Source organism: Gordonia sp. NPDC127522 (genome assembly GCF_042672305.1).
GTDB classification, from domain to species: domain Bacteria; phylum Actinomycetota; class Actinomycetes; order Mycobacteriales; family Mycobacteriaceae; genus Gordonia; species Gordonia hongkongensis.
In genome coordinates this window covers 1-18,826 of record NZ_JBHXVK010000006.1, presented here as the reverse complement: position 1 = coordinate 18,826, position 18,826 = coordinate 1, and the positions used below count along the sequence as shown (strand labels likewise).

General features: G+C 69.9%; 16 protein-coding genes and 1 other RNA gene. 8 read left to right on the top strand and 9 right to left on the bottom strand.

Annotated features, from left to right (window positions below):
• Positions 1-39 precede the first annotated feature (39 nt).
• Positions 40-1,380, bottom strand: a complete 1,341-nt coding sequence (gene glnA / locus ACFVHY_RS12865) for a type I glutamate--ammonia ligase (RefSeq protein ID WP_065630066.1) — start codon at positions 1,378-1,380, stop codon at positions 40-42.
• Positions 1,381-1,706: 326 nt separating this feature from the next.
• Between glnA and panB the strand changes: the two genes are divergently transcribed.
• The 3 genes from panB to ACFVHY_RS12850 all read left to right on the top strand — a co-directional run bounded on the left by panB (position 1,707) and on the right by ACFVHY_RS12850 (position 5,126).
• On the top strand, positions 1,707-2,552 hold the full coding sequence (gene panB / locus ACFVHY_RS12860; RefSeq protein ID WP_390272279.1) for a 3-methyl-2-oxobutanoate hydroxymethyltransferase: 846 nt from the start codon (positions 1,707-1,709) through the stop codon (positions 2,550-2,552).
• A 29-nt stretch (positions 2,553-2,581) separates the two neighbouring features.
• The gene (gene pip, locus ACFVHY_RS12855) at positions 2,582-3,565 is read left to right on the top strand and encodes a prolyl aminopeptidase (RefSeq protein WP_390272277.1); all 984 of its coding nucleotides are present in this window, start codon (positions 2,582-2,584) and stop codon (positions 3,563-3,565) included.
• Positions 3,566-3,632: 67 nt separating this feature from the next.
• Positions 3,633-5,126: a CHAD domain-containing protein gene (locus ACFVHY_RS12850; protein WP_390272275.1), complete on the top strand. Its 1,494-nt coding sequence runs from the start codon at positions 3,633-3,635 to the stop codon at positions 5,124-5,126.
• 152 nt (positions 5,127-5,278) lie between these two features.
• On the opposite strand, the gene ACFVHY_RS12845 is transcribed toward ACFVHY_RS12850, so the two are convergent.
• The 6 genes from ACFVHY_RS12845 to cobC all read right to left on the bottom strand — a co-directional run bounded on the left by ACFVHY_RS12845 (position 5,279) and on the right by cobC (position 10,991).
• The gene (locus ACFVHY_RS12845) at positions 5,279-6,721 is read right to left on the bottom strand and encodes an RNB domain-containing ribonuclease (protein WP_390272273.1); all 1,443 of its coding nucleotides are present in this window, start codon (positions 6,719-6,721) and stop codon (positions 5,279-5,281) included.
• Positions 6,722-6,747: 26 nt separating this feature from the next.
• Positions 6,748-7,162: RNase P RNA component class A (gene rnpB, locus ACFVHY_RS12840), an RNA gene on the bottom strand.
• Between the two features lie 50 nt (positions 7,163-7,212).
• On the bottom strand, positions 7,213-7,905 hold the full coding sequence (locus tag ACFVHY_RS12835) for a histidine phosphatase family protein (protein WP_390272271.1): 693 nt from the start codon (positions 7,903-7,905) through the stop codon (positions 7,213-7,215).
• Positions 7,906-7,909: 4 nt separating this feature from the next.
• A complete protein-coding gene (locus ACFVHY_RS12830; protein ID WP_058253125.1) occupies positions 7,910-8,647 on the bottom strand; it encodes a zinc ribbon domain-containing protein in 738 nt (245 codons plus the stop codon).
• 81 nt (positions 8,648-8,728) lie between these two features.
• Positions 8,729-9,871: a Nif3-like dinuclear metal center hexameric protein gene (locus ACFVHY_RS12825; RefSeq protein WP_390272269.1), complete on the bottom strand. Its 1,143-nt coding sequence runs from the start codon at positions 9,869-9,871 to the stop codon at positions 8,729-8,731.
• A complete protein-coding gene (gene cobC / locus ACFVHY_RS12820; RefSeq protein ID WP_390272267.1) occupies positions 9,849-10,991 on the bottom strand; it encodes an Rv2231c family pyridoxal phosphate-dependent protein CobC in 1,143 nt (380 codons plus the stop codon). The genes ACFVHY_RS12825 and cobC overlap by 23 nt, the downstream gene beginning before the upstream one ends.
• A 30-nt stretch (positions 10,992-11,021) precedes the next feature.
• Here cobC and ACFVHY_RS12815 point away from each other — a divergent pair, with 30 nt between their 5' ends.
• Together ACFVHY_RS12815 and ACFVHY_RS12810 are read left to right on the top strand one after the other, a co-directional pair.
• A complete protein-coding gene (locus ACFVHY_RS12815) occupies positions 11,022-11,708 on the top strand; it encodes an HAD hydrolase-like protein (RefSeq protein ID WP_390272265.1) in 687 nt (228 codons plus the stop codon).
• A 50-nt stretch (positions 11,709-11,758) separates the two neighbouring features.
• Positions 11,759-12,238: a low molecular weight protein-tyrosine-phosphatase gene (locus ACFVHY_RS12810; RefSeq protein ID WP_390272263.1), complete on the top strand. Its 480-nt coding sequence runs from the start codon at positions 11,759-11,761 to the stop codon at positions 12,236-12,238.
• 303 nt (positions 12,239-12,541) lie between these two features.
• Here ACFVHY_RS12810 and ACFVHY_RS12805 read toward each other — a convergent pair whose 3' ends face one another.
• Positions 12,542-13,546: a putative zinc-binding metallopeptidase gene (locus ACFVHY_RS12805; protein WP_390272261.1), complete on the bottom strand. Its 1,005-nt coding sequence runs from the start codon at positions 13,544-13,546 to the stop codon at positions 12,542-12,544.
• 36 nt (positions 13,547-13,582) lie between these two features.
• Here ACFVHY_RS12805 and ACFVHY_RS12800 point away from each other — a divergent pair, with 36 nt between their 5' ends.
• Positions 13,583-14,569 carry an SURF1 family protein gene (locus tag ACFVHY_RS12800; protein ID WP_390272259.1) on the top strand — a complete coding sequence of 329 codons (987 nt, stop codon included), beginning with the start codon at positions 13,583-13,585 and terminating at the stop codon, positions 14,567-14,569.
• Here ACFVHY_RS12800 and ACFVHY_RS12795 read toward each other — a convergent pair.
• Positions 14,547-15,551: a cobalamin biosynthesis protein gene (locus tag ACFVHY_RS12795; RefSeq protein WP_390272256.1), complete on the bottom strand. Its 1,005-nt coding sequence runs from the start codon at positions 15,549-15,551 to the stop codon at positions 14,547-14,549. The two genes, ACFVHY_RS12800 and ACFVHY_RS12795, sit on opposite strands and share 23 nt — an antisense overlap.
• Positions 15,552-15,710: 159 nt before the next feature.
• Here ACFVHY_RS12795 and ACFVHY_RS12790 point away from each other — a divergent pair, with 159 nt between their 5' ends.
• Together ACFVHY_RS12790 and ACFVHY_RS12785 are read left to right on the top strand one after the other, a co-directional pair.
• Positions 15,711-16,526, top strand: a complete 816-nt coding sequence (locus ACFVHY_RS12790; protein ID WP_390272254.1) for a spermidine synthase — start codon at positions 15,711-15,713, stop codon at positions 16,524-16,526.
• A 230-nt stretch (positions 16,527-16,756) separates the two neighbouring features.
• Complete coding sequence (locus ACFVHY_RS12785) at positions 16,757-18,772, top strand: protein kinase (protein WP_390272252.1); 2,016 nt, start codon at positions 16,757-16,759, stop codon at positions 18,770-18,772.
• The last annotated feature ends 54 nt before the right edge of the window (positions 18,773-18,826 follow it).

The window sequence follows — 18,826 nt, the reverse complement described above, 5'->3', positions numbered from 1 at the left end:
CGGCACGACATCGCGGTCCCGGACCGGGCAAGGCAGCCCTTACAGCGGCAGGTAGTTCTGCAGCTCGAACGGGGTCACGAGGCTGCGGTAGTTCGTCCATTCCGTCCACTTGTTGCGCAAGAAGTAGTCGAACACGTGCTCGCCGAGGGCCTCGGCGACCAGCTCCGAGTTCTCCATCTCCTTCAGCGCGTCGGCGAGGCTGCCGGGGAGTTCCTTGTAACCCATCGCGCGACGCTCGGCCGAGGTGAGTGCCCAGACGTCGTCCTCGGCCTCGTCGGGCAGCTCGTAGTCCTCGTTGATGCCCTTGAGCCCGGCGGCCAGCAGCACCGCGAAGGTCAGGTACGGATTGCAGGCGGAGTCGGGGCTGCGGACCTCGATGCGGCGTGACGACGCCTTGTTCGGCGTGTAGAGCGGGAGGCGGATCAGCGCCGAGCGGTTGGCGCCGCCCCAGGTGGCCGCGGTCGGCGCCTCGCCACCGTGGATGAGCCGCTTGTAGCTGTTCACCCACTGGTTGGTGACCGCGCTGATCTCCGAGGCGTGATGCAGGATGCCGGCGATGAACTTCTTCCCGGTGGCCGAAAGCTGCATCGGGTCGTCGGGGTTGTGGAAGGCGTTGAGGTCGCCCTCGAACAGGCTGAGGTGGGTGTGCATCGCCGACCCGGGATGCTCACTGAACGGTTTGGGCATGAACGTCGCCCAGACGCCCTCGTTGATCGCGACCTCCTTGATGAGGTAGCGGAACGTCATGACGTTGTCCGCCATCGACAGCGCGTCGGCGTAGCGCAGGTCGATCTCCTGCTGACCGGGCGCACCCTCGTGATGGGAGAACTCGACCGAGATGCCCATCGACTCCAGGGCCTCGATCGCATGCCGCCGGAAGTTGGGCGCGGCGTCGTGGACGGCCTGGTCGAAGTACCCCCCGGAGTCCGCCGGAGTCGGCACCGACCCGTCCAGGGGCGCCTCTTTGAGCAGGAAGAACTCGATCTCGGGGTGGACATAGCAGCTGAAGCCGAGGTCGGCGGCCTTGTTGAGCTGCCGGCGCAGCACATGCCGCGAGTCGGCCCAACTGGGAGTGCCGTCGGGCATCGCGATGTCGCAGAACATGCGTGCGGAATGGTGCCGACCGGCCGAGGTGGTCCACGGCAGCACCTGGAAGGTCGACGGATCAGGCTTGGCCACGGTGTCGGCTTCCGAGACCCGGGAGAATCCCTCGATGGACGAGCCGTCGAAGCCGATACCCTCGGCGAACGCGCCCTCGAGTTCGGCCGGGGCGATCGCCACGGACTTCAGATAACCGAGGACGTCGGTGAACCACAGTCGGACGAAGCGGATGTCGCGCTCTTCGAGGGTCCGCAGCACGAATTCCTTTTGGCGATCCATGGTCGCCGACATTAGAAGTACGCTGTTAAATCCGTGTTACACGCGCAATTCCAACTCGCTGTGCTGCAGTTTTACGGACGACATCCCACATCGTGAGACGTCCGACCAGAGGCTGGGACGCGGGCCCGGGACACGAACCCCAGGTGAATTGCTGACAGAGTCGCACACCGCGCTCCCGGCCCCGTCCGCGCGTGTGACCAATCGCATAAACATGGCAGGTCACAACAGGTCGTCCTGGTGAAACAATGGCCTACGTCCGTGTTCAACCCGGGTACCCGCCGCGCCCTCTCCGGCCAGTCGGGACTCGAGGCAGAAAAGAGACAACGATGTCCAATTCCTCGGTATACGGCGCGTCCGCCCCCGCCCAGTCCGCCAAGCGACGCGTGACCCGCATCCACCACCTCGCGCAGATGAAGGCCGAGGGCGAGAAGTGGTCGATGCTCACCGCATACGACTACTCCTCCGCCCGCATCTTCGACGCCGCCGAGATCCCCGTCCTGCTGGTCGGCGACTCCGCCGCCAACGTCGTCCTGGGCTACGACACCACCATCCCGGTCACCGTCGACGAGATGATCCCGCTCATCCGCGCCGTCGTACGCGGCGCACCGCATGCACTCGTCGTAGCCGACATGCCGTTCGGCAGCTACGAGATCGGCCCGCAGCACGCCCTCGAGAACGCATTCCGGATCTTCAAGGAGACCGGTGCGCACGCGGTGAAACTCGAAGGCGGCGAACGCGTCGCCCCGCAGATCGCGGCGCTGACCGCGGCCGGCATCCCGGTCATGGCCCACATCGGGTTCACCCCGCAGAGCGTCAACGGGCTCGGCGGCTTCCGTGTCCAGGGCCGCGGGGACGGCGCCGATCAGCTCGTCGCCGACGCCATCGCCGTCCAGGAGGCGGGCGCCTTCGCCGTGGTGATGGAGATGGTGCCGGCCGATCTCGCCGGTCAGATCACCCGCAAGCTCACCATCCCGACCGTCGGTATCGGCGCGGGCAACGAGACCGACGCGCAGGTCCTCGTGTGGCAGGACATGGCCGGACTCACCCACGGCAAGACCGCGAAGTTCGTCAAGCGCTTCGCCGATGTCGGTGGTGAATTGCGGTCGGCCGCCGAGCAATACGCCGACGAGGTGCGCCGCGGAGTGTTCCCCGGCCCCGAACACAGCTACTGAGTCCGGGCGTCAGCACTACGCTGACGTCCATGCGGAACTTCTACCCGGAGATCGAGCCCTACGCCTCCGGCCATCTCGACGTCGGCGACGGCCAGCAGATCTACTGGGAGACCTCCGGCAACCCGGACGGCAAACCCGCCGTGTTCGTGCACGGCGGGCCCGGGGGCGGGACGTCCCCGGCGCAGCGCCGGTTCTTCGACCCGGCGAGGTACCGGATCGTCCTGTTCGACCAGCGCGGCTGCGGACAGTCCCGGCCCCACATCGCCGACGGCGCGAACCTCGCCGTGAACACGACACCCCACCTCATCGCCGACATGGAGCGCCTCCGTACTCATCTCGGGATCGACCGCTGGCAGGTCTTCGGCGGTTCCTGGGGTTCGACACTCGGTCTCGCCTACGCGCAGGCCCATCCCGACCGCGTCACCGAACTCGTGCTGCGCGGCATCTTCCTGCTGCGGCGCAGCGAGATCGACTGGTACTACAACGGCGGGGCCGCCCACATCTACCCCGACCTGTGGGAGAGCTACCTCGAGCCCATCCCCGTCGACGAACGCGACGGCGACCTCGTCGCCGCCTATCACCGCCTGCTCACCTCCGGGGACGCCGCGACGGCCCGCGCCGCCGCCCGCGCCTGGACGGGTTGGGAGCAGGCGACCAGCTATCTCCTCCCCCGCCCCGACGAGGAGTCGGACGGTTCCTCGGCGGACGACCCCCAGAAGAAGGACACCGACCGCTTCGACCTCGCCTTCGCATCGATCGAGAACCACTACTTCGTCAATCACGGATTCCTGCGCGACGGTCAGCTCCTCGACGAGATCGACACGATCGCCTCCATCCCCGGCGTGATCGTGCAGGGCCGCTACGACGTCGTGTGCCCGATGCGCAGCGCCTGGGACCTGCACCGCGCCTGGCCGGCTGCCGATCTCCGCATCGTCGCCGACGCCGGGCACGCATCGTACGAGCCGGGTATCAGACATCACCTGATCGAGGCCACGGACCGGTTCGCGCGGTAGCCGACGCCAGTACTCCGCACGCACCACTAAGCTCGACGGACAGCCGTCGAGAAACCAGGAGGAACAGGTGGCCGCATCCGAGCAGGTCGAGGTGGAGCTGAAGTTCGACGTGGACGCCGGACACGTGGCCCCCGACCTGCGAGCCCTGCCCGGCGTCGTCTCGGCGACGACCCCGGAGACGTTCTCGCTCGACGCCACCTATTTCGACACCGAGAACCTCGACCTCGCCGGCAACAAGATCACCATGCGGCGGCGTACCGGCGGAAGCGACCAGGGCTGGCACCTCAAGCGCCCCACGGGCATTCCGGGAACTCGGCGAGAGCTGCACGTGGGCTTCGACGAGGCTCCCGCGGACGGCGACGTCCCCGACGCGCTGTCGACACCGGTCCTGGCCCACATCCGCGAACGCACCCTGATGCCGGTCGCCGTCATCTCCACGACGCGCACCGTGACCCGGTTGCTCGGCGCCGACGACGAGCCGCTCGCCGAACTCGCCGAGGACCTCGTCACCGCCCAGTCACTCCTGCCCGGCGGTCACAGCCAGCAGTGGGCGGAGTGGGAGTTCGAGCTCCTCGCCGGCGGCACGCCGAAGCTGCTCAAGGCCGCCGACAAAGCGCTGCGTGCCGGGGGTGGCCGCGAGGCGTCGAGCGCGTCGAAGCTCGCCCGGGCGATCGGCGCCACCCCGACCGTGCACGAACCGCGCCTGTCCAAGCGGCCCACCGCACTCGAACTAGTCGTCACCGACATTGCGCTGCATCGCAATTCGCTGGTCGCCTACGATCCGCTGGTGCGCGTCGACGCCCCCGACGCGGTGCACCAGATGCGCGTGGCGTGCCGCCGCCTGCGAAGCGTGTTGTCGGGCTTCCCCACCGTCCTCGACGCCGAGCGCACCGCCCACATCGGCGCCGAGTTGAAGCTGCTCGCCCAGATCCTCGGCGACGCACGCGATTCAGAGGTGCAGCTCGAGTTGAGCGAATCACTGCTGCGCGGCGAGAACGCCTCGCCGGAGCTGCTCGCCGAGCTCGCCGGCACCGAGGTCACCGCCCACGATCGCGCCCTGCGCGCGGCACACGCCGCGATGTCGTCGAAGCGGTACTTCGCCCTGCTCGACAGCATCGACGGCCTGATCGCGTCGCCCCCGCCGGGCCCCGACGCCGACCTCCCGGCCACCACGGTCGTCGACAAGGCGATCGCCCGCAGCCGCAAGCACATCCACCGCGCACAGGCTCGTCTCGCCGGCTTCGCCGAGGGTTCCGACGAGTGGGAGGAGCAGCTGCACACCATCCGCAAGCGCGCCAAGCGGCTGCGCTACAGCATCGACGCGACCGAACCGCTCGGGAAGAAGAAGTATCGCGAGGTCGGCGTGGCGGCCAAGAAGATCCAGTCCGCGCTGGGCGATTTCAACGACACCCGGATCAACCGGACGCGACTCGCACAGATCGCGGCGGCCGGCACCCTCGGCGGCCCCGACATGTTCGTACTCGGCCGGATCGACGCCCGGCTCGAGGCCGACGGGCACCGCGCGATCGCCGCGTACCGCCGAGTCGCCAAGGAACTCTGACCAACCGGCCGCTGGTTGAGCCGGCACCGAGCGAAGCGGGCCGCCCCCCTGCTGGTTGAGCCGGCACCGAGCGGAGCGAGGCGCCCCCCTGCTGGTTGAGCCGGCACCGAGCGGAGCGAGGCGCCGAGTCGAAGCCACTCCGCCACCACCGCTCACACCGGGCGGAACTCCACCGTCCGGGTCACCTCGTCGGCCTTGGTCAGTTCGACGACCACGCGGTCGCCGGGGCGTAGATCACCCGCGCAGCGCGCGATCACCGGCGGATCGGACAGGAAGATCTGCGCCTGCCTGCGCTCGGTCGCGCCCGACATCACGACCGCGTCGAACCGCTCACCTACCCGCTCACGCAAGATGACGGCTTCCGCCAGGTCGATGCTCGCACGATCGGCAGTGGCGCCGAGAGTATCCGCCGACCGCAGGATCTTGGGCAGCGTCGGCAACGCGCGGTGCACCCAGTCCGGTACCGGCGTACCGGATGCGATCGCCAGACACACCTCGGTGGCGAACCGGTCCCCGAGCCGCCGCAGCGGCGCGGTGACATGCGCGTAGAGTCCACCGATCGCCGAATGCCGCATCAGCGCGTCATCGACGGCCTCGTCGGGTCCGGTGAGGGCGAGGTAGTTGGCACCCCGCATGAGCCCGGCCGCGGCCGATTGCAGGGCGAGCGTGCTCGGCTCGCCACCCGGTAGCCCCGCCAGGAACCGGCCCACCGGCAAGCCGGCCGGCCACTGAACCCCGATGGCCCGGGCAGCGGCCCGCAGATCCTCGATCGCGTCCTCCTCGGCCGGCGGCAGGGTGCGCAGCAGCCCGACACCGGCCTCGGCCATGATCGTGCCCGCGCACATCCCGGCCAGCAGCGACACCTGCGAGTTCCACATGTCGGCGGGTGTGTGTGCCTCGAGATCAAGACGCCACCCGTCGGCCGTGCGGACGACCGTCTGGTCGGGCAGGTCGAGTTCGACCGCGCCCCGCGCCAGCGCGACCTCGCGTCGCAGTTCGCCGAATGCGGGCAGGGCCGCGATGGCGGGATGCAGCCGGCCGGCGGCGGCATCGGCCGAGACGCCGGCGTAGTCGAGGCGCGCGACCGAGGCGATGCGGGACCGCCGCACCCGGACATCGGTCACCGATCCGTCGCCGGCCACCCGGATCGTCCACAGCACACACAGTCTGACCTGCTCCGGCAGAAGGGAACCCGCGTCCTCGGACAGTGCGCGAGGATGCAACGGGACCGAGCCGTCGGGAAAGTACACGGTCGCGCCGCGTCGTCGACTCTCCTGGTCGAGAGCACCTTCGGGGGTGATGAGTGCCGCGACATCGGCGATCGCGTAGTCGACGACGAACCCGTCGGCGTCGGCGGTGATGTGCACCGCCTGGTCGAGATCCCGGGACGTCGGCGGGTCGATCGTGACGAAGGGGACGCCGGTGTGGTCCTCGCGGACGTCGGCGTACCGGTCGGCACCCGGAGCGCCGGAGTCGATCATCTGCGCGGTGGCCCGGGCTTCGGCGAGGGCATCGTCGCCGTACTCCTCGTCGACGCCCAGTTCGGTGCGTATACCGGCGAAGTCGATGTCGGGGGCGGAAAGGATGCGCTTCACTCCCCCAACCCTAGAGAAGAGTGAGGCGAACGAGTCGGCACGTAAGCCGGATCCTGTTCCCGCACGGTCGTGAGACCGCGTGGGCGGCGACCATCCATCTGGGCACACCGTCGCCGGGTACCTCGAGCGGCCCACCCGCGGGCTGGGGCGAGCAGCCCTCGTGACGCCCGCGCACACGCACCGTGAGGTGCGTGCTTCGGCCTTGCTCCGGGTGGGGTTTACCGAGCCGGCACGGTCACCCGTGCCGCTGGTGCGCTCTTACCGCACCGTTTCACCCTTACCGACCTCGCGGCCGGCGGTCTGTTCTCTGTGGCACTGTCCCGCGGGTCACCCCGGGTTGCCGTTGACAACCACCCTGCTCTGCGGAGTCCGGACTTTCCTCGATGCGCGGCGTGACGGGAGACCGCCCGTTCCGCGCACCGCGGCCGCCCGGCCGACTCGTTCGCGCACCCAGGATACGGCAGGCGTCGGGCGGACCCTCGACGGCGGCGTCAGACGCGCCAGTGCGCGGCGTCGTTGACGAGCCGCACGACGGAGCCGCCGTCGTCGAAGTACTCGGCGATCGACACCGACGCGAGGTCGAGGTGCAGCCGGAACAGCAGTTCGGGACCGACGCCGAGCGCGTCCTGCAGCAGCGTCTTGATGGGCGTGACATGCGAGACCAGCACCACGGTCTGACCCGGATACCTCTGCAGCAGTTCGACTTTCGTACGCGAAATGCGTTCGGCGACCTGCGCGAAGCTCTCCCCGCCGGGCGCGGGCACGGTGATGTCGGACAACCACTCGCGATGCAGATCCGGGTCGCGCTGCGACGCCTCGGTGAACGTCAGACCCTCCCAGTCACCGAAGTCGTTCTCGATCAGCCCGGGATGTTCGACGACGTCGATCCCGGTCAGCGCGGCGACCTCCTCGGCCGTCGACCGTGCACGCCGCAGCGGCGAGGTCACGATCGCGGCGATCCCCTCCTCGCGCACCACGCGCGCGGCGGCGGCGCGGGCCTGGCGTCGACCCTCGTCGGTGAGGTCCGGGTTGCCTCGCCCGGAGTAGCGCCGCTCCACCGACAGGGGCGTCTGGCCGTGCCGGAGCAGGAAGAACCGGGTCGGATCGCTGCGCCGACCCTGCCACGACGGCGCCCTGGTCGCCGAATCTCCCTCGGGGACAGACTCTTCGGCGGTCGCGGTCATGTATCTAGATCCCGGACTCGGCGGTCCGCACGAGGATCGCGCCGCACTCCTCGCACCGGATCACCTCGTCGGACTGCGCCGCGGCGATGGTGGCGATGGTCCCGCGGTCGAGTTCCATCCGGCAGGCACCGCATCGCCGTGCCCGCAGCAGGCCGGCGCCGATACGGCCGCCGGCACGTTGTTTGTCGTACATCGCGAGCAGCGGCGCATCGATCTCGGCTTCGAGGGTCTCGCGGCGCTCCCGCGCGCGCGACAGGTCCTCGTCGATGGTCTCGAGGGACTTGTCGCGCCGGACCTGCGCTTCGGCGACCTTCTCCTCGAGGTGGCTGATGGTCGCCGCGGCCCGGGTGCGTTCGGACTCGACGGCCTCCTGCTGCTCCATCAGCGACAGCATCTCGTCTTCGAGCACCGCTCGCCGGCGACCCAGGCCCGCGAGCTCGTGTTGCAACTCCGACAACGCTTTCGGCGCCAGGCCACCGGCGGTCAACAGGGCCGAGTCCTTGGCCTCACGGTTGGCCATACCGGTCACCTCGGAGTCGATCCGGCGGTACTCGCGTCCGAGGTCCTCGGCGGCGATCTCCGCGCGCACCAGATCGTCACGGGCAGCATCGATCGCGGAATTGTGTTCGGCGATCTCGGCGTCCTCCGGCAGGGTCTTGCGGCGATGAACGAGACGATTGATCTCGGCATCGGAGTCCGCGAGATCGAGCAGCAGTCGCTGCACGGCGGCGTCGACTTTCATTGCGGTCTCCTCTTCGGCGAAAGTCCCCCCACCGTACGCGGGGGGCGCGCGCGAGCCGGCGGCGGCTCGGTTTCTCCCGAGTCAGCCCGCACTGTGCAGCGCGAACGGATCGGTCGGCGCCTCGAAGACGCTCACCGGCATGCCCAATTCGGCCTCGAGCAGCGCCTCGACCTGCGCACACCACGGGAACTCGGTCGCCCAGTGTCCGGCGTCGACCAGGGCCGGCCCGCCGTCGCGCAGACTCTCGTCGACCGGATGATGACGGAGATCACCGGTCAGGTACACGTCGACGCCGAGACCGCGGACACGTCCGAGCAAGGAGTCCCCGGCCCCGCCGCACACCGCGACGGTCCGTACCAGCGCGTCTGGGTCTCCCGCGGCGCGGACACCCGCCGGGGTGCGCAACACCCGGGCGGCCTCGGCGACGAAGTCGCGCAACGTCATCGGCTCGGTGAGCGACCCGACGCGGCCCAGCCCGACATCGCTGCCCAGGTCGGCGAGTTCGAACACGTCGAAGGCCGGCTCCTCGTACGGGTGCGCGTCGCGCAAGGCGCGCAGGACGCCGGCCCGCAGTCCGCGCGAGGCGACCATCTCGACCCGCGCCTCGTCGACGTGGGTGCGCATCCCGATCTCGCCGATTGTCGGTGAGGCGTCGTCGCCGGCCTCGAATTGCCCGGTTCCGACGACCGTCCACGAGCAGTCCCGGTAGTCGCCGATAGCCCCCGCACCCGCGGCGAACATCGCCTCGCTGACCTGCTCGACGTTGCCCTCCGGCACCATCACGACCCACTTGTCCATCGCCGCAACCGGTTTCGGGTCGATGGGGACCGTGCCGCACAGGCCGAGCCGGTCGGCCAGCGCGTCGGAGACGCCGGGGCGCGCACTGTCGGCGTTGGTGTGTGCGCACACCAGCGCGATCCCGTTGCGGATCAGCCGATGGACGATCCGGCCCTTGGGGGTGTCGGCGGCCACGGTGGTGACACCGCGCAGGAGGAGCGGGTGATGGGCGACGACGATCCCTGCGCCGGCCGCGACCGCGGCGTCGACCACGGCATCGGTGACGTCCACGCACACCAGCACGCCGCGCGCCGGGTCGGCCCGGTCGCCACACACCAGTCCGACCGCATCCCACGATTCGGCGAGGGCGGGCGGATAAGCCCGCTCCACGACGTCGACCACGTCGCCCACCGTCACGGTCGCGTCAGACGGGTTCGCCGGTTCCACTGTCGATCTCCTCTCGTACCAACTCGATCGCCCGCGTGAGCGCGCGGACCTGCGGAAGTGCCCGGACGGCAAGACGAAGATGCGAGTCGCCGAGGCCGACGAAGTTGGCGCAGCTGCGCACCGCGAATCCGTGGCGGATCAGCCGCTGCTTCACCTCGGTGGCGTGGGCCATCTCGACGAGCAGGAAGGGCGCCGCGGGCTCGGCCGCGACCCGGAGCCCGATCCGCGCCAGCTCGGCGACCATGTCGCTGCGCTCGTCGGCCACCCGCCGGGCGACCGCGGCGCGGTATCGCTGCCCCTGTTCCTCGACACAGGCGGTCAGCGCGGCCAGCGCAGGGGTCGACACGGCCCACGGTCGTCGACCGGCGCGGAGTCGATCGAGCAGCTCGACCGGCCCGAGCAGATAACCCGCGCGGAGCCCAGCCAGACCGAACGTCTTTGTCACACTGCGGATCACGAGAAGGTCAGGCCAGTCGACCGAGGCGAGGGACTGGGGTTCGAGTGACCCGTCGGCGCCCAGGGTGAGGTCGGCGAAGGCCTCGTCGACGACGAGGATCCGTCCCGGCCTGCGCAGTGCGGCGATGGCCTCGACCGGGTGCAGCACCGACGTCGGGTTCGTGGGATTGCCCAGGATGACGAGACCGGCGTCGTCCGGCACGGTGGTCCCGCTGTCTCCCGGACCGGGCAGCTCCCAGGGTGCGGTCAGCGCGACCTGTGTGATCGGGATGCCCGCGGCGCGGAGCACGATCTCCGGCTCGGTGAACGACGGCTGGATCAGGGCCGCGTGACGAGCCCCCAGCCGCGGGAGCATCTCGAACCCGTCGGCGGCCCCCGACAGCAACAGCACTTCCTCGGGGCGACGGCCGTGTGCCGCGGCGATCGCGTCGACGGCGCGTCGCTCCTGCGCTCCGGTCGGATACCGCGCAAGATCGTCGAGTCCCGACCGGATGGCGTCGAGGACGAACGCCGGCGGTGTCCCGCGGACGTTCACGGCGAAGTCGACGAGCCCCGGCGCGGCGTCCTGGTCGCCGTGACGTTCCGGGTCGGTCAGATCGGCGCGCGGCGGCGGTGTCCCGGTCGAACCGGTCTCGACGTCGAGCGCGTCGTACCCAACTGTCATGTGTTCAGACCTTACGTGCACGATGGAGACGTGACGACGACGCCGGATCCCCGCCATCCCGAGACCGTCCTACTCGTCGACCTCGACGGCACGGTCACCGACAGTTTCGCAGGTATCGAGAACAGCTTTCGGCATGCTCTCGCCGTGGTCGGGGCGCCCGAACCCGATCCGCGCATCGTGGCCGGCATCGCCGGGCCGCCGATGATCGACACGCTGAATGCCCTGGGACTCTCGCCCGAGACGGCCGACAAGGCGATGCGCGCGTACCGAGAGCGATACACCGAGGTCGGCTGGCTGGAGAACTCGGTGTTCGACGGGATGGCCGAGCTGCTCGCCGATCTGGCCGCCGGCGGCCGGACCCTGGCGATCGCGACGTCGAAGAACCAGACCACCGCGCGTCGGATCCTCGAGCACTTCGGTCTGGCCGAACACTTCCGCTACGTCGCCGGGGCCAGCGACGACGGCACCCGCCGCGAGAAAGCCGACGTGATCGCCGCTGCCCTCGCCGAACTCGGAGTGCCCACCGACCCGCAGACCGGGCACGTCACCACTCCGGTCGTGATGATCGGCGACCGCAGCCATGACGTGCTGGGCGCGGCCGAATTCGGCATCTCAGCGATTCTCGTGCGGTGGGGTTACGCTCTGGGCGGGGAGGACCAGGGTGCGACCTGGGTGGTCGAGTCCGTGGCCGAACTCCGCGACGTCCTGGGTGCGTGACCTCGTACCCGACGACCGGCTGAGGCGCACATCGACTTGTTGAGGTAGCAGTGTCTGACGAACTCCACATCTGCTTCGTGTGTACGGGCAACATCTGTCGGTCACCGATGGCGCAGAACATCTTCCGAACGGCACTCGACGACGCCGGACTCGGCGGCAAGGTGCGGGTGTCCAGTTGCGGGACGAGCGGCTATCACGTCGGTGAGCCGGCCGACAATCGCGCGCGAACCGAATTGGTCGCGCACGGCTACTCCGACGCGCATGTCGCCGCGTTGATCGGACCCGAACATTTCGAGGCCGACCTCCTGCTCGCGATGGACGAGGGCCACGTGCGCGAACTCGAACGCAAGCGGCTCGGCGACCGCACACGGCTCCTGCGCTCGTTCGATCCGTCCGCGCCCGTCGACGACCTCGATCTCGCCGACCCGTACTACGGCACCCCCGACGACTTCGTGGTGACACGCGAACAGATCGAGGGTTCGATGCCGGGCCTGATCGACTGGGTGCGGGCCGAACTCGGGGTGTCCTGAGTCCGAAAGAACCACAAAACCGATGGTCTATCCTCTGCTCCCGGAGGAGCGCCCGCATTGACAAGACTCGTTGCCCTCGGAGAGCCCAACTCCTGCTCCCTGAGGAGCGCCCGCATTGACAAGACTCGTTGCCCTCGGAGAGCCCAACTCCTGCTCCCTGAGGAGGCCGGAGCTTGCGGAGGCCGTCACGAAGGGTCTTGAAGAGGTCGGTTGCGAAGACCCTTCGTGACGCGCCCTCCGCAAGCTCCGGGCGCTCCTCAGGGAGCAGGGGGCGGGTCGTTCTTTCGGATCAGGGACTCAGTCTCAGGCCGCCGGCGCGATGAGGTTGTGCACGAAGCGGATCTTGGTCAGAACCGTCTCGGGCAGCACGAACGGGTAGAGGTCGGGATGGCCCATCGACCGGTTGATCTGGTTGAGCGCCCACGTCAGCGGTAGCCACTCGTCGATGACCCGGTCGAATCCCACGTCACCCGGCGGCACCCCGTCGAAGGTCGCGCCAGCGGGCGCCATGGCGAACGCCGCGGCGGTGTCGAGCGTGTCGCGGATGTGCAGATAGTGCGCGAACGTCTCCGCGAAATCCTCCGCCGGGTGCATCGTCGCGTATGAGGACACGAAGTCCTGCCGCCAGCCCTCGGGAGCGCCCTCGCTGTAGTGGCGGTCGAGAGCCGCCTGATAGTCGTCGTCAGGGTTTCCGAACAGCTCCTCGAAGCCGGCTCGTCGCTCGTCGGTGATGAGGACGAGCTGGTAGTAGTGACCGATCTCGTGCCGGAAGTGCCCGAGGACGGTCCGGTACGGCTCGGCGAGTTCGACGCGCATCTGTTCACGGTGGACGTCGTCCCCCTCGGCGAGGTCGAGGGTGATGACCCCGTTCGCGTGACCGGTGATGACCGACTGCTTGGCGCTGGAGAGCAGGTCGAAGGCCAGCCCGGACTCCGGGTTCTCCTCCCGGGTCTCGATGGGCAGCCCGAGTTCGTCCAGTTCCAGGATGAGGCGGCGCTTGGCGGTCTCGGTCTGGCCGAAGATGACCAGCGCATCCGGGTCGTCGTCGCCGGGACGGGTACGGGTGAGGCGGCACGACTCACACATGGTCGGCTTGCCGCTCCACTTCACCAGCCAATTACATTGCGCGACCTTGGTATTGGCACAGCGTTCGAGCAGCACGCCGTCCACCTCCGCGCGCGCCTGGTCGTCGAGGACGTGGATGGTCCTGGTCGTCAGCCAGAAGCCGAGGGGACTCCGGCAGTTCAGACACAGACTGTTCTCGAAGGAGAGACGCTGACCGCACTTCAAGCAGAGGAAGTCTCGCATTTCGATCAGGCTACCCCCGCTCGGTAGCCTGGGTGGGTGCACGTACTGCGAACGATCCTCCGGCCCGGGTGGATTGCCCTCGGTCTCGTGGTCGCGGCGTTCGCGGTGGCCTGCTTCACCCTGCTCGCGCCCTGGCAGCTGGGCAAGAACTCCGACACCGAACGCCGCAACGACCTGATCCGCACCGCCACGTCGATCGAGACGGCACCGCTGGCGGAGGTGGCGCCGTCGTCGACCTTCGTGCCGTCCTCGGAGTGGCGTTCGGCGGCGGTGACCGGGCGGTACCTGACGGACCGACAGGCTCTCGTCCGGCTCCGCAACGTCGATCAGCGCCCCGCGGTGGAGGTGCTCACCCCGTTCGCGGTCAGCGGGTCCGACCGGGTCATCCTCGTCAACCGCGGGTTCGTCCGCCCGGTCGAGGGAGCGGTCCCCGACATCCCGGCCCCGCCCGTCGGCGAGCAGACCGTCGACGGCCGGATCCGGGCCGCCGAGAGCGTGAGCACCGACCGCGGCACACGCGTCGAGAACGGCGCACTGACCGTCGCGACCATCAACCCGGGGCTGGTGTCCGCGGCGACCTCCACCCCGATGGACGACTTCTACCTGCAGCTCTCCCCCGACCAGCCGGGCTCGCTCGGCGAGATCCCGCTGCCCCAGCTCGACACCGGCCCATACCTGTCGTACGGCCTGCAGTGGCTCGCCTTCGGCGTGATGGCCCCCCTCGGCGTCGGCTACTTCCTCTACTCCGAGATCCGCGCCCGTCGCCGGGCTGCCGCTACCGCCACCGAGACATCGGCGACCTTGACCGCCGGCACCGCCGTCGATCAGCCGTCCGACCCGGTCGCCGCCGCCGCCACGACCGTCGAGTCGCGCTCCCAGCGCCGGCAGCACCGTCGAGAGGAACTGCGGGCCGCCGCCGGGACCACGATGACCCAGCAGGTCGGCGACATCGGCCACGGCCCGCGCGCCGATGACGAATCCGGCGACGTCCGCGACAAGCTCACCCGGCGATACGGCGGCTGAGCCGCCTCGCCGCAGCTCCGACGCCCGGTCGTACCACGGCCACGACCGCGCAGATGAGCACCGTCGCGCGCTGCACGCGCCGCGACAAGGCGACCGCGGCCCGGAGATCGGCCGGCCCCGGCGCCGGTCCGGAACCGAGCGTCGGACGCATCTCGACGCCGTACGGGTAGACGGTCCGACCGCCCAGCTGCACCCCCAGGGCCCCGGCGAACCCGGCTTCGACGACCCCCGCGTTCGGACTCGGGTGGGCACTGCTGTCCCGGCGCCACGCCGCGATCGTCCGCCGCGGAGAGCCGCCGATCACCACCAGCAGCGAACCCGCCAGCCGCGCGGGCAGCAGGTTCACGAGATCGTCGAGGCGCGCGGCCGCCCAGCCGAAGTTCCGGTAGTGCCCATTCCGGTAGCCGACCATCGCATCGAGCGTGTTGACCGCCCGATACCCCAGCACTCCGGGGACACCCGCCAGTGCACCCCACACCAGCGGACCGACGGCCGCATCGGAGGTGTTCTCGGCGATCGACTCGAGAGCGGCACGACAGAGCCCCGCCTCGTCGAGTGACTTCGGGTCCCGGCCGCACAGGCTGGGGATGAGCGCTCGCGCACCCTCGAGGTCCTCGGCCTCCAACGCCTGCGCGACCGCATCACCGACCCGACACAGCGACGTACCGCCCAGCGCCACCCACGTCGACGCCGCGGTCACCACGACGCCGACGACACCTGCCGATCGCCGACCGGGAAACGCCGCGAGCGCCACCGTCGAACCGACCATCACCCCGACCAGTCCGACGCCCGCCGCCCGCGAGTCCCGGTACAGGCGCTGCTCCACCGCACCGGTCAGCCGTCCGAATCCGGCCACCGGATGACCGCGCGACGGATCACCGAACAGCTCGTCGAGCACGAACCCGGCCACCAGCCCCGCCGCGGTGACGGCACCACGACGGCGATCGGGGTGCGGACTATGAAAACGCGACGGTCTGGGCACCGCGCGATGGTATCCACCCGGGCTCGTGTTCATTCGGCCCGCTCGCTTCGCTCCCGGCGCCGGCACCCATTCGGCCCGCTCGCTTCGCTCCCGGCGCCGGCACCCATTCGGCCCGCTCGCTTCGCTCCCGGCGCCGGGCCCGTGCCACACTTGGCCCCCGTGGCCCGGACAACCGCACACCCGACACCCGGTCGGTACGACATCGACACCGGCGTCGCCGAGTTGAGCCCCGACACCATCGCGGGCGGGTGGCTGCTGACCATCAACGGGGCGCACAGCTCGCACATCCACCCCGACGACCCGACCGCGCTCGACTTCGAGTACCTGCGGCAGATGGCGGCCGTCATCGACGAACGGCACCCGAGCACCGACCGGCTACGGGTCCTGCATCTCGGTGGGGCCGCCTGCGCGCTGGCGCGCCACCTCGACCATCGCTACCCGGACGCGCGTCAGGTGGCCGTCGAGATCGACGCCGAACTCGCACGCCTCGTACGGGAGTGGTTCGACCTCCCGCGTGCGCCGAAACTCCGGATCCGGGTCGGCGATGCGCGGCAGGTCGTCGAGTCGCTGCAGCCGGGCACCCGCGAAGTCGTCGTGCGGGACGCGTTCGCCGGCGACCGCACCCCACGGCACCTCACGACGCGTGAATTCACCGAAAGCGTCCGCGACGTCCTCGTCCCCGGCGGCCTGTATCTCGCCAACTGCGGCGACAGCCGGGACCTCGCCGGCGCCCGCGCCGAAGCCGCAACCGTCGGGTCGGTGTTCGACCATCTCGCGCTCATCGCCGACGCCGCGATGTTCAAAGGTCGACGCACCGGCAACATCGTGATCGCGGGCAGCGACACCGCGCTCGATCCATCGGCCACGCTCGTCCGCACCCTGCTCAGTGATCCGCTACCGGCGCAGATCCTCTCCGGTGACCGAGCCCGCGAGTTCGCCCGCGGCGAGGCCCTGACCGACCCCACCGCTGGTTGAGCCGGCACCGAGCGGAGCGAGGCGCCGAGTCGAAGCCACCCGACGACGACAGCTCAGACCTCGGAGAACGTGACTGGTCGGCCCGACGACGAGGCGTCCGCGCGAGACGGGCCGCACGCCGGCTCCGGCCAATGGATAGGGTTGATTCGATCCTGGGGCCGACCTGACGCGGACGTAGAGTCGATTGTGCCGACACCGGGAAGCAGACACCGGGGAAACCGAGGGATGACGTGACCGATCCATCGTCGCGTGCGGGCACGACGCTGGGCCCGTACCGCATCGACAGACTCCTGGGTCGTGGCGGGATGGGTGAGGTCTACGAGGCCTACGACACCGTCCGGGAACGCCGCGTCGCCCTGAAACTCCTGCCCCCACACCTGGTGCACGACAAGGACTTCCGCGAGCGCTTCGAGCGGGAGTCGAAGACCGCGGCGAAGCTCTCCGACCCGCACGTCATCCCGATCCACGACTGGGGCGAGAAGGACGGCGTCCTCTTCATCGACATGCGTCTCGTCGACGGGCAGGACCTGCGCAAGCTGCTCGCCGCCGGTCCGCTGCCCGCCGCCCGGGCGGTTGCGATCCTCGGCCAGGTGGCGTCGGCTCTCGATGCCGCGCACCGCAACGGCCTCGTCCACCGAGACATCAAGCCGGACAACATCCTCGTCGACGCCGACGACTTCGCCTACCTCGTCGACTTCGGCATCGCGCAGGGCGCGAGCGACAGCCGCCTCACCCAGATCGGGACCGCGCTCGGGACACTCGCCTACATGGCGCCGGAGCGGTTCGGCGACGACCCCGCCGGGCCGAGTTCGGACAACTACGCGTTGGCCTGCGTGTTGTACGAAAGTGTCACCGGTCAGACCCCGTATCCGGTGAAAACCGATCAGGGTCTGATGGCCGCGCACATCACCAAGGAACCGCCGACGATGGGCGGTCCGCTCGACCCGGTCATCGCGCGCGGACTCGCCAAGGATCCGGCGCAGCGCTATCCGACGGCGCGCGAACTGATCCGGGCCGCGGCGTCGGCGCTGACCGAACCACCCGCGTCGTCGGCACCGCCGACGGTGACACCGCGCATCGTGACACCGCCCCCGATCGCCCCGCCCACCTACGCACCAGGAGGGCCCGGCTCGAACGCGTTCCGCAAGCCAGGGAGCCCGGCCCCCTCGGATCGCACGGTCATCTCGCCCGGCACACCCGCGCCCGGACAGCCCGGCGGCGTCCCCGATTTCGGGCCACCGCCGGGACAGTCCGGCCCGCAACGACATTCGGGTCCCCAGCCCTATTCGGGCCCCCAGTCGTATTCGGGCCCCCAGTCGTATTCGGGCCCCCAGTCGTATTCGGGCGCGCCGCCCTACCCGGGTACCCAGCGCTCGGGCCCCCAGTCCTATTCGGGCCCCCAGCACTCCGGCCCACAACAGTTCTCCGGCCCGCAACAGTTCGCGGGCCCGGGCCAGTGGGGCACCCCGACCGCCCCGCCGCGGAAATCGAACACCGGACGGAATGTGGCCATCGCGGTGGGTGCCGGGCTGGTCGTGATCGCGCTGGCGGTCACCGGCATCATCGTGGTCCTGGCCGGTTCGGGCGGCGACGACCCGGCCCCGCCGAGCACGTCGACCAGTGCGATCCCGGCGGGCACCGTCGCGTGCGACTACCCGACCCGGACGGCGGTCGGCGGCATCACCCAGCCCGCTCCCGCCGCGAGCCAGCCGAACACCGGAACGGTCGACGCACAGATCCCGATCGCCGGCCAGGGCACGATCGACCTGACGCTCGACCGTGCCGAGGCGCCCTGCAACGTGGGGGCGATGGTGTCGTTGATCGAGTCCGGCTTCTACGACAACAGCAAGTGTCACCGCGCCTCACGGCAGTACCTGATCTGCGGCTCGTCCGGTGGCCGGGAGGGCACCAACCCGGGCTGGACCAGCCCGGACGAGCTGCCCGAGAACATGCCGTCGGCCGGCACCGACGACGACGGCGTACCGCAGGTCACCTATCCACGCGGCACCGTCGGCATCCTCGATCTGCCCGATGACGAGGGTGCCACCGGATCCACGACGTTCTTCCTGCTCGCCGACGACACCGACCTCCCCTTGACCTACTCGACCGTCGGCACCATCGACCCGTCCGGGCTCGCCGTCCTCGACAAGGTCCTGGCAGGCGGCTTCACCCCGAATGCCCCGGGTGCGGCGTCGGGCCCGCCGAAGCAGAACCTGCTGATCCAGAAGGCAACCGTCGGCGGGTGACCGCGGAGTCCAGGTAAATCCGGTTGCGGTTTGTCCCGGCAACCGGGACAAACC